The organism is Corynebacterium sp. HMSC074A09 (assembly GCF_001811545.1).
Classification (GTDB): Bacteria; Actinomycetota; Actinomycetes; order Mycobacteriales; family Mycobacteriaceae; genus Corynebacterium; species Corynebacterium hiratae.
Genome location: NZ_KV805137.1, coordinates 1 through 10,003 on the forward strand (window position 1 = coordinate 1; position 10,003 = coordinate 10,003).

A 10,003-nucleotide genomic window follows, 5' to 3' on the forward strand; every position below is an offset into this window, starting at 1 on the left:
AAGGAAGAGCCGAAGGCAGAGGACAAGCCGGCTGCTTCCCAGTCCTCCGAGCCGAAGACTTCTGAGACCTCCACGAAGGTCAACAACGGCGATAACGTCCCGTATGTCACCCCGCTGGTGCGCAAGCTGGCTGAGAAGCACGGCGTAGACCTCTCCACCGTCTCCGGCACTGGCGTCGGTGGCCGCATCCGCAAGCAGGACGTCCTGGCCGCCGCCGGCGAAGGTGAGGCACCGGCCTCCTCCGCTAGCGCCTCCTCCAGCAACCCGCGCGCTCGCTGGTCCACCAAGTCTGTGGATCCGGAGAAGCAGGAGCTCATCGGCACCACCCAGAAGGTCAACCGTATCCGCGAGATCACGGCGACCAAGATGGTTGAGGCCCTCCAGATTTCCGCTCAGCTGACCCACGTCCAGGAAGTCGATATGACCGCCATCTGGGATATGCGCAAGCAGTCCAAGCAGGCGTTCATCGACAAGTACGAGGCCAACCTCTCCTTCCTGCCGTTCATCGTGAAGGCCACCGTTGAGGCACTGGTCTCCCACCCGAACGTCAACGCGTCCTACAACCCGGAGACCAAGGAGATGACCTACCACGCTGACGTCAACGTGGCCATCGCCGTGGATACTCCGCGTGGCCTGCTGACCCCGGTCATCCACAAGGCCCAGGAGCTGACGCTGCCGGAGATCGCTCAGAAGATCGCCGAGCTGGCTGATAAGGCCCGCAACAACAAGCTCAAGCCGAACGATCTGACCGGCGCAACCTTCACCGTGACCAACATCGGCTCCGAGGGCGCCCTGCTGGATACCCCGATTCTGGTTCCGCCGCAGGCTGGCATCCTGGGCACCGCCGCTATTACCAAGCGCGCGGTCGTCGTGACCGAGGACGGCCAGGACGCCATCGCCATCCGCCAGATGTGCTACCTGCCGTTCACCTACGACCACCAGGTGGTCGATGGTGCCGACGCTGGCCGCTTCATCACGACCATCAAGGACCGCCTCGAAACCGCAGATTTCGAAGCCGACCTTGACCTCTAAGGCTTAACAAGACTCCAAGTCTTAAGAGACTGCTCCCCTGCCACTGCGGCGGGGGAGCTTCGTCGTTTTCCACCCGGCTTTCCTCCACCCCCGCAAACACAGCTCGGTGACATCGCTCAGTGGCGCCGCAACTGCCCTATCTGCCAAAACTATTGCCCGGTTTTCAGAGATCGGCGCTAAGTTTGGCAGATAGGCGCGTTTTCTTTAACCGTCTTGCCACCAAGACCTAACCTCTGTGACTCAGCACACTAGACTGTGCAGCATGGTTTCTCAGAAATGGTTCCGCGTCGCTCTCGGCATGTTTCTCGTCGCGTGCGGCGCTAATCTTTTCGCCCCCATGGTCGTGGTCTACCAAGTCACCACCGATTTGGGGGTTCTGCAGACGACCTTCCTCTTTGGCATTTACGCCCTCGGCATCATGGTGGCACTTTTCATTGGCGGTCCGCTCTCGGATTCGCTGGGACGCCGCGCTGTCATGCGCCCAGCCGTCCTCTCCACCACTGCGGGTTCACTGGTCTTCCTCAGTGGCGCAGGCGGCGCCTTCCTCCCCTTGCTGGTCGGACGCCTGTGTGCCGGGGCTGCGGTGGGACTGGCCATGTCTTCCGGCGCTGCCTGGATCAAGGAGCTCAGCACCCACCTCAGCGTTGGTGCGAAGCGTTCCTCCATTGCTCTTTCGGCTGGCTTCGCGTTGGCACCTGGCGTTGCCGGTATCGCCGCAGAGTTCCTCCCATGGCCCACCGTCCTGCCTTATCTATTGCATATCGGCCTAGCACTCATCGTGGTCCCACTCGTGTGGACGGTGCCCGAAGAGCGCACCGAACAGCCACAGCCTCATTCACAGCCACGGCGCCGTTCCTTAATCCCCACCAGCCTGATTACTCCCCGCTACCTACCGGTCGTGGCCTATGCCCCGTGGGTCTTTGGCTCCGCCACCACTGCCTTCGTCTTCCTCCCCTCACAGCTCAGTGAGCACCTGCGCCACCCCATTCTCATTGCCGGGCTCTGTGCGCTACTCACCATGGGAAGCGGCGTGGTAATCCAGCAGCTAGCGGGCCGCATCCGCGTAACCGCGTTCCACGGCATGGTGCTGGCCGCGATAGGCATGGTCCTGTGTCTCATCGTCGTCGCGGCGGCACACCACGGCTGGGCGGTATTCCTCCTGCCCCTCGCGGCCATCATCATGGGCAGCTCCTATGGAATTGGCATGCTCAGCGGGCTCGCAGAAACTCAAGCCATTGCCCACCCAGCGGAACTCGGCGCGGCAACGGGGGTGTTTTATTCGCTGACCTACCTCGGCTTCTTTGCCCCGTTCATCCTCTCGCTTTTGGGCCCTGTCACGGGGTATTCCACCGCCTTCATCATCGGGTTCGCAGTCGCGGCGCTGACTGCCGTGACGCTACATCTCCGAATCAGGGGTAACCGGGGTTAATGTCATGGCATACGCTTTATACTTGGAGCAGTTTAGGTCACACAAACTAACGCCACGAAGGAGATTCACTATATGGATTTCATCTCTCGTCATCTCGGCCCGGATGCAGCCGAGCGTGAAACGATGCTCAAGGCTCTGGGCTACGACAGCGTCGATGCGCTGGTCGATGCCGCCCTGCCAGCCTCCATCCGCGCCACCGAGGCGCTCAACCTCCCGGAGGCTTTGAGCGAAGATGAGGCGCAGGCGAAGCTGCGCGAGTACGCCTCCCAGAACGTCGTGCTGAAGTCCTTCTATGGCCAGGGTTACTCCGATACCCTCACCCCGGCGGTCATTCGCCGCGGGCTGCTGGAGGATGCCGGATGGTACACCGCCTACACGCCCTACCAGCCGGAGATCTCGCAGGGCCGCCTCGAGGCACTGCTGAACTTCCAGACCATGATCGAGTCCCTGACCGGCCTTCCCATCGCGAACGCCTCGCTTCTCGACGAAGCCTCTGCCACCGCCGAAGCCGTCGGCCTGATGGCCCGCGCGGTGAAGAAGGGCCGCCGCGTGCTGTTGGACTCTCGCCTGCACCCGCAGGTCCTGACCGTGGCCGCCGAGCGCGCCCGCGCCATCGAGCTCGAGGTCGAGATCGCTGATGTCCGCGATGGCATCGTCGGCGAAGACCTCGTCGGTGCAGTTCTGGCCTACACCGGAACCGGGGGCGATATCGTCGACCCGCGCGCCGCCATCGAGGAGCTGCACACCCGCGGCGCCCTGGCCGCCGTCGTGGCCGACCCGCTGTCGCTGCTCCTTCTGGAGGCACCTGGTTCGATGGGCGCAGACATCGTCCTTGGCTCCTCGCAGCGCTTCGGCGTCCCGCTCTTCTTCGGCGGCCCGCACGCGGCCTTCATGTCCGTCACGGATAAGCTCAAGCGCCAGCTTCCGGGCCGCATCGTGGGCGTGTCCAAGGACGCCGCCGGCCGCCCCGCTTATCGTCTGGCGCTGCAAACCCGCGAGCAGCACATCCGCCGCGAGCGCGCCACCTCCAATATCTGTACTGCCCAGGCCCTCCTGGCCAACGTGGCCTCGATGTACGCGGTCTACCACGGCCCGAAGGGGCTGAAGGAGATTGCGCAGCGCGTGCATAACCGCGCTTCTGCTTTTGCTGCAGCAGTCACCGGCGCGGGCAAGGAGATTGTCTCCCGCGACTTCTTTGACACCGTGACCGTCACCGGCGTGGATGCGGCCGCCGTCAAGGCCCAGCTGCAGGAGCAGGGCTACCTGGTGCGCGCCATCGGCTCCGACAAGGTCTCGGTCTCCTTCGGCGAGTCCGCTACCAGCGAGGACGTCAACACCCTTGCCGCTGCCTTCGGCGCCGAGGCCTCCACTAACTCCGAGCCAGCCGCGTCTGGCTCCTTCGAGATTCCGTCCTCCGTCCAGCGTTCCGAGGAGCCGCTGCAGCACGAGATCTTCAACTCCCTTCACTCCGAGACCCAGATGCTGCGCTACCTGCGCACCCTGGCGGATAAGGACTTAGCACTCGACCGCACCATGATCCCGCTGGGCTCGTGCACGATGAAGCTCAACCCCACCTCTGCCATGGAGCCCATCTCCTGGCCGGAGTTCGCGGGCATCCACCCGTATGCCCCGGAGGAGACCACCGCTGGTTGGCGCGCGCTGATCGACGAGCTCGAGTCCTGGCTCGCCGATATCACCGGCTACGCCCAGGTTTCGATCCAGCCCAACGCCGGTTCCCAGGGTGAGCTGGCCGGCCTGCTGGCCATTCGTCGCTATCACGTTGCCAACGGCGACCACGGCCGCGATGTCATCCTCATTCCGGCCTCCGCGCACGGCACCAACGCGGCCTCGGCGACCCTGGCGAACCTGCGCGTCGTCGTGATCAAGACCGCTGACGATGGCTCCATTGACGTCGCCGACCTCGACGCCAAGCTCGAGCAGCACGGCGAGCACGTCGCCGGCATCATGATTACCTACCCCTCCACCCACGGCGTCTTCGACCCGGAAGTACGCGAGGTCTGCGACAAGGTCCACGCAGCCGGCGGCCAGGTCTACATCGACGGCGCGAACATGAACGCGCTGGCCGGTTGGGCCCGTCCGGGTGCTTTCGGTGGCGATGTCTCCCACCTCAACCTGCACAAGACTTTCACCATCCCGCACGGCGGAGGTGGCCCGGGCGTGGGCCCGGTGGGCGTCGCCAAGCACTTGGTACCTTTCCTGCCGACGGATGCCAACGATCCCCAGCTGGATCCTGCGCAGCCGGCTGTGGAGGGCACCGGCGTGCCGTCCACAGCATCGCGCTACGGCTCGGCCGGCGTGCTGCCAATTTCCTGGTCTTATCTGGCCATGGTGGGCTCGCAAGGGCTCACGGAGGCCACGAGCCATGCCATCCTCGGCGCGAACTACCTGGCGCAGAGCCTGAAGGATTCCTTCCCCGTTCTCTACACGGGTAATGCCGGCCTGGTGGCGCATGAATGCATCTTTGACCTGCGCGAGCTGACCGACGCCTCCGGCGTCACCGCCGCCGATGTAGCCAAGCGCCTCGTGGACTACGGCTTCCACGCGCCGACCCTGTCCTTCCCGGTGGCCGGCACCCTCATGGTGGAGCCCACCGAGTCCGAGGACCTGGGTGAGCTGGACCGCTTCATCGAAGCCATGCGCTCCATCCGCGCCGAGATCCAGGAGATCATCGACGGCAAGGTGGCCTACGAGGACTCCGTCATCCACCACGCACCGTTCAACGCCGAATCCGTCGCCGCCGACGAGTGGAACTTTGCCTTTAGCCGCCAACAGGCCGCCTACCCGGTGACCTCCCTGCGCGCTAACAAGTACTTCCCGCCGGTGCGCCGCATCGACGAGGCTTACGGTGACCGCAACCTGGTGTGCACCTGCCCGCCGCCAGAGGCTTTTGACTACTCCGACGACAACCAGGAGGTTTAATCAATGACTGACTACCTGCACTCCCCGCTGCATGCTGAGCACGAGAAACTCGGCGCCACCTTCACCCCCTTCGGACCGTGGGAGATGCCGCTGAAGTATGACAACGAGCTCGAGGAGCACCGCGCGGTACGTAATGCCGCAGGCCTCTTCGATCTCTCCCACATGGGTGAAGTCTGGGTCAACGGCCCGGACGCCGCCGAGTTCCTCTCCTATTGCTTCATCTCCAACCTCACCACGCTTAAGGAGGGCAAGGCGAAGTACTCCATGATCTGCGCGGAGGATGGCGGCATCATCGATGACCTCATCACCTACCGCTTGGAGGAGACCAAGTTCCTCGTCGTGCCCAATGCTGGCAACGCCGACACCGTGTGGGAAGCGCTCAACGAGCGCGCCGAGGGCTTCGATGTGGACCTGAAGAACGAGTCCCGCGATGTGGCGATGATCGCCGTCCAGGGCCCAAAGGCGCTGGAGATCCTTGTCCCGCTGGTGGAGGACACCAAGCAGCAGGCTGTCATGGACCTGCCCTACTATGCCGCGATGACCGGCAAGGTGGCCCGCAAGTACGCGTTTATCTGCCGCACCGGCTACACCGGTGAGGATGGCTTCGAGCTCATCGTCTACAACTCCGATGCCCCGGAGCTGTGGGAAGAGCTGCTCAAGGCCGGCGAGGAATACGGCATCAAGCCCTGCGGCTTGGCAGCACGCGACTCGTTGCGCTTGGAGGCAGGCATGCCGCTTTACGGCAACGAGCTCACCCGCGATATCACTCCGGTGGAAGCCGGAATGTCCCGCGCCTTTGCCAAGAAGGAGCAGGACTTTGTGGGCGCTGAGGTGCTGCGCCAGCGCGCCGAGGAAGGCCCGCAGGCCGTTATCACCGGACTGGTCTCCTCCCAGCGCCGCGCCGCGCGCGCCGGTTCCGAGGTCTACGTGGGTGAGAACAAGGTGGGCATGGTGACCTCCGGCCAGCCCTCCCCCACCCTGGGACACCCAGTAGCGCTCGCGCTCATCGATACCGCAGCTGGCCTCGAGCCGGGTGCGGCCGTCGAGGTAGACATCCGCGGCAAGCGCTACCCCTTCGAAGTGTCCGCGCTGCCCTTCTACAAGCGCGATAAGTAAACTCCACTACTGAAGTCAACTACCGAAAGGACACCCCTTCTCATGGCTAACCTTCCTTCCGATTTCTCCTACTCCGAGGACCACGAGTGGATCAACGCCACCGCTGACTCCGTCGTTGGTTCTACCGTCCGTATTGGCATCACCTCCGTGGCCGCTGACCGCCTGGGTGAGGTCGTCTTCGCTGAGCTGCCGGCCGTGGGTGACACCGTCGAGCACGGCGAGACCTGCGGCGAGGTGGAGTCCACCAAGTCCGTGTCTGACCTCTACTCCCCGGTCACCGGCACCGTGACCGCCGTCAACGAGGACGTGCACGATGACTATGCAGTCATCAACAACGATCCCTTCGGTGAGGGCTGGCTCTTCGAGGTCGAGGTCACCGAGGTCGGCGAGCTGATGACCGCCGACGAGTACGCTTCCGCCAACGGCGTCGATTAAAAAAGCGCTTGAGCAGCGCACACTCAGCCCCTTTCTGGCTGAATCTTCGCGGGGTTTAGGATTGGGTTCATGACTGCTCCCCGCGAACCTTTCTTTCCCGCTGATCGCTCCATCCGCGCTTCCGACGAACCACTGGAGATCCGCCGCTTGGGCCGCATGGGCTACCAAGAGGCCTGGGATCTGCAGGCCGAGCTCGCGGCGGCGCGGGCGGCGGGCACACAGGGTGATGTCATCCTCGTGGTGGAGCACCCCAACGTCTACACCGCCGGAAAGCGCACGCAGCCGGAGGATATGCCCGATAATGGCCTCCCGGTCATTGACGTTGACCGGGGCGGGCGCATCACCTGGCACGGCGAGGGCCAGTTGGTGGTCTACCCCATTATCAAACTGGCCGAGCCGGTTGACGTTGTCGATTACGTCCGCCGCCTTGAGGAGGCCATCATCCAAGCTGTCCGTGAACTCGGCGTGAGCACCGCTGGGCGCATCGATGGCCGCTCGGGGGTGTGGGTTCCTTCCACCACCCAGGCTGCCGACCCAGCCGCCCCGAAGCGCGACCGCAAGCTAGGTGCGTTGGGCATTCGCGTGACCCGCGGCGTGACCATGCACGGCCTAGCGCTCAACTGCACCAACACCTTGGAGTACTACGAGCACATCGTGGCCTGCGGCATCGACGATGCGGACGTGTCAACGCTGTCGCTTGAGCTCGGCCGTGAGGTGACCATGGAGGAGGCAGAAGCCCCGCTTCTCGACGCCCTCCGCAAAGCCCTCTCCGGCGAACTGACGGTGGCCGACCACACCTTTGCCTCGGCCCCAGATCCCATCAAAGTGGCCAACGAGAAGGCCCGCCAAGCCCGCAAAGCCGCGCAAGAAAAATAGCGGCTACCCTCGGTGGAATAAAGCAGCCACCCGCAGGGCTTGTAATAGAAAGAGCTAGTTCAACACCTAAAGTGAGGTTCCGTGACTGTTAAGCCTGAAGGACGCAAGATGCTCCGCATTGAGAAGAAGAATGCGGAGTCTCCCATCGAACAGAAGCCGCGCTGGATCCGCAATCAGGTCCGCACCGGCCCTGGGTATGAGGACATGAAATCTCGCGTGACTGGTGCTTCCCTGCACACCGTGTGCCAGGAGGCTGGCTGCCCCAATATTCACGAGTGCTGGGAATCGCGTGAGGCTACGTTCCTCATCGGCGGCGACAAGTGCACTCGCCGCTGTGATTTCTGCGATATCGCTACCGGCAAGCCAGCGGAGCTGGACCGCGACGAACCGCGCCGTGTGGCAGAGAATATCCAGGAAATGGATCTCAACTACACCACCATTACGGGCGTTACTCGCGATGATCTTCCCGACGAGGGTGCCTGGCTCTACGCTGAGGTCGTCCGCAAGATTCATGAACTCAACCCGAACACCGGCGTGGAGAACCTCACCCCGGACTTCTCCGGCAAGCCGGACCTGCTCCAAGAGGTTTTTGAAGCCCGCCCTGAGGTCTTCGCCCACAACCTGGAGACGGTGCCGCGCATCTTCAAGCGCATCCGCCCGGCCTTCCGCTATGAGCGTTCGCTCGACGTCATCCGCCAGGCCCACGACTTTGGCCTGATTACCAAGTCCAACCTCATCCTGGGCATGGGCGAAACCGCAGAGGAGATCGAGGAAGCACTGCGCGACCTGCGCTCGGCAGGCTGCGACATCATCACGATTACCCAGTACCTGCGCCCCGGCCCGCGCTTCCACCCGATCGAGCGCTGGGTGCGCCCGGAGGAGTTCGTGGAGCACTCCAAGCTGGCCAAGGAGCTCGGCTTTGGTGGCGTCATGTCTGGCCCGCTGGTCCGCTCCTCCTACCGCGCTGGCCGCCTCTACGTGCAGGCCATGGAGGCACGCGGCCTCGAGCTTCCGGAGAACCTGAAGCACCTGGCGGAGACTTCCCAGGGCGCTACAGCTCAGGAGGCTTCCACCCTTCTCGAGAAGTATGGCCCCTCCGAGGAAACTCCGGTGACCACGCGCATGGCCAAGACCCCTGCACAGGCCAACTCTGTTGCCGCTACCATCCGCTAACGCGTTTCTCTTTTTATTCCTCTTGCCCTTAAAGTAGGAGACATGGCTAAGGACGATAAGGCGTCGCTCAAGGACGCGAAGAAGCAAGAGCGCGCGGCAAAGCGTGCCAAGCGCAAGCAGAACTGGTCACAAATGTGGCAAGCGTTCAACATGCAGCGCAAGCAGGACAAGGCTCTCATCCCCATCATGCTGGCCGCATTCTTGGGCGTGGGCTTGCTCTTCTTCCTTATCGGCCTGCTCTTTAACGGCCAGTGGTTCATGCTCATCATCGGCCTGGGCCTTGGTGCGATGCTCGCCATGTTCCTGTTCACTCGCCGCCTTGAGCGCGACATGTACAAGAAGGTGGAGGACCAGCCAGGTGTCGCCGGCTGGGCTTTGGAGCAGCAGCTGCGCAACACCGTGGGCGTGGTGTGGAAGGTCAAGCCTGGCGTGGCTGCGACCCGCCAGCAGGATCTGGTTCACCGCGTGATCGGTAACTCCGGCGTCATTTTCGTCGTCGAAGGTGACCGCAAGCGCGTCGCCCCTACCCTCAACCGTTTGAAGAAGCGCGTTGACCGCCTGGCTGGCGGTGTGCCGGTGTACGAGGTCTTCGTGGGCAGCGGTGAGGACGAAGTGCCGGTGTCCAAGCTGCGCACCCACATCATGAAGCTGCCGCGCAACTACAACAAGAACGAAACCTACGAGAACATTCGCCGCATCGAGGCCATGGATGATCTGCCGGGCACTACTCCGGGCCTGCCCAAGGGCCCAATGCCCCGCCAGGCTCAAAACATGGCGGGCATGAACCGCCGCATGCGCCGCATGCAGGAGCGCAAGGGCGGCAAATAAGCCACCTCGTTTCCGTACAAGAAGGGGTCCCTTCCGAGATTCTCGGAAGGGACCCCTTCTTTACCTTGCGATTCTTCGTTGCTTTAGAACCGTCCTAGCCTTCGTGACCAGGTTTCGTCAGATGGTTCTACTCAGAGGGTTTACTGGCCCTTCCGGTTTTAGAGTGCGTTGATT

Annotated in this window: 8 protein-coding genes; all 8 read left to right on the forward strand. The window is 63.2% G+C overall.

What is annotated here, in order from left to right; all coding sequences use genetic code 11:
* Nucleotides 1-1,032 (forward strand): 2-oxoglutarate dehydrogenase, E2 component, dihydrolipoamide succinyltransferase (gene sucB, locus HMPREF2807_RS03955; protein WP_070510665.1); only part of this gene is annotated, 1,032 nt, incomplete at its 5' end.
* A 262-nt stretch (nucleotides 1,033-1,294) separates the two neighbouring features.
* Complete coding sequence (locus HMPREF2807_RS03960) at nucleotides 1,295-2,461, forward strand: MFS transporter (RefSeq protein ID WP_070510667.1); 1,167 nt, start codon at nucleotides 1,295-1,297, stop codon at nucleotides 2,459-2,461.
* A 72-nt stretch (nucleotides 2,462-2,533) separates the two neighbouring features.
* Nucleotides 2,534-5,401, forward strand: a complete 2,868-nt coding sequence (gcvP, locus tag HMPREF2807_RS03965; protein ID WP_070510669.1) for an aminomethyl-transferring glycine dehydrogenase — start codon at nucleotides 2,534-2,536, stop codon at nucleotides 5,399-5,401.
* 3 nt (nucleotides 5,402-5,404) lie between these two features.
* Nucleotides 5,405-6,517, forward strand: a complete 1,113-nt coding sequence (gene gcvT / locus HMPREF2807_RS03970) for a glycine cleavage system aminomethyltransferase GcvT (RefSeq protein ID WP_070510671.1) — start codon at nucleotides 5,405-5,407, stop codon at nucleotides 6,515-6,517.
* A gap of 42 nt (nucleotides 6,518-6,559) precedes the next feature.
* On the forward strand, nucleotides 6,560-6,952 hold the full coding sequence (gene gcvH / locus HMPREF2807_RS03975) for a glycine cleavage system protein GcvH (protein WP_046647929.1): 393 nt from the start codon (nucleotides 6,560-6,562) through the stop codon (nucleotides 6,950-6,952).
* A 69-nt stretch (nucleotides 6,953-7,021) separates the two neighbouring features.
* Nucleotides 7,022-7,828, forward strand: coding sequence for a lipoyl(octanoyl) transferase LipB (gene lipB, locus HMPREF2807_RS03980; RefSeq protein ID WP_070510673.1), 807 nt, complete (start codon nucleotides 7,022-7,024; stop codon nucleotides 7,826-7,828).
* Between the two features lie 108 nt (nucleotides 7,829-7,936).
* On the forward strand, nucleotides 7,937-9,001 hold the full coding sequence (gene lipA / locus HMPREF2807_RS03985) for a lipoyl synthase (RefSeq protein WP_070510675.1): 1,065 nt from the start codon (nucleotides 7,937-7,939) through the stop codon (nucleotides 8,999-9,001).
* A 42-nt stretch (nucleotides 9,002-9,043) separates the two neighbouring features.
* Nucleotides 9,044-9,829, forward strand: coding sequence for a DUF4191 domain-containing protein (locus HMPREF2807_RS03990; RefSeq protein WP_046647926.1), 786 nt, complete (start codon nucleotides 9,044-9,046; stop codon nucleotides 9,827-9,829).
* Nucleotides 9,830-10,003 lie beyond the last annotated feature (174 nt).

Excerpts from the sequence above, each read along its gene's own strand:
- HMPREF2807_RS03960 (WP_070510667.1), top strand. The coding sequence starts at position 1,295 with ATGGTTTCTCAGAAATGGTTCCGCGTCGCTCTCGGCATGTTTCTCGTC.
- gcvP (WP_070510669.1), top strand. The coding sequence starts at position 2,534 with ATGGATTTCATCTCTCGTCATCTCGGCCCGGATGCAGCCGAGCGTGAA.
- gcvT (WP_070510671.1), top strand. The coding sequence starts at position 5,405 with ATGACTGACTACCTGCACTCCCCGCTGCATGCTGAGCACGAGAAACTC.
- gcvH (WP_046647929.1), top strand. The coding sequence starts at position 6,560 with ATGGCTAACCTTCCTTCCGATTTCTCCTACTCCGAGGACCACGAGTGG.
- lipB (WP_070510673.1), top strand. The coding sequence starts at position 7,022 with ATGACTGCTCCCCGCGAACCTTTCTTTCCCGCTGATCGCTCCATCCGC.
- lipA (WP_070510675.1), top strand. The coding sequence starts at position 7,937 with ATGCTCCGCATTGAGAAGAAGAATGCGGAGTCTCCCATCGAACAGAAG.
- HMPREF2807_RS03990 (WP_046647926.1), top strand. The coding sequence starts at position 9,044 with ATGGCTAAGGACGATAAGGCGTCGCTCAAGGACGCGAAGAAGCAAGAG.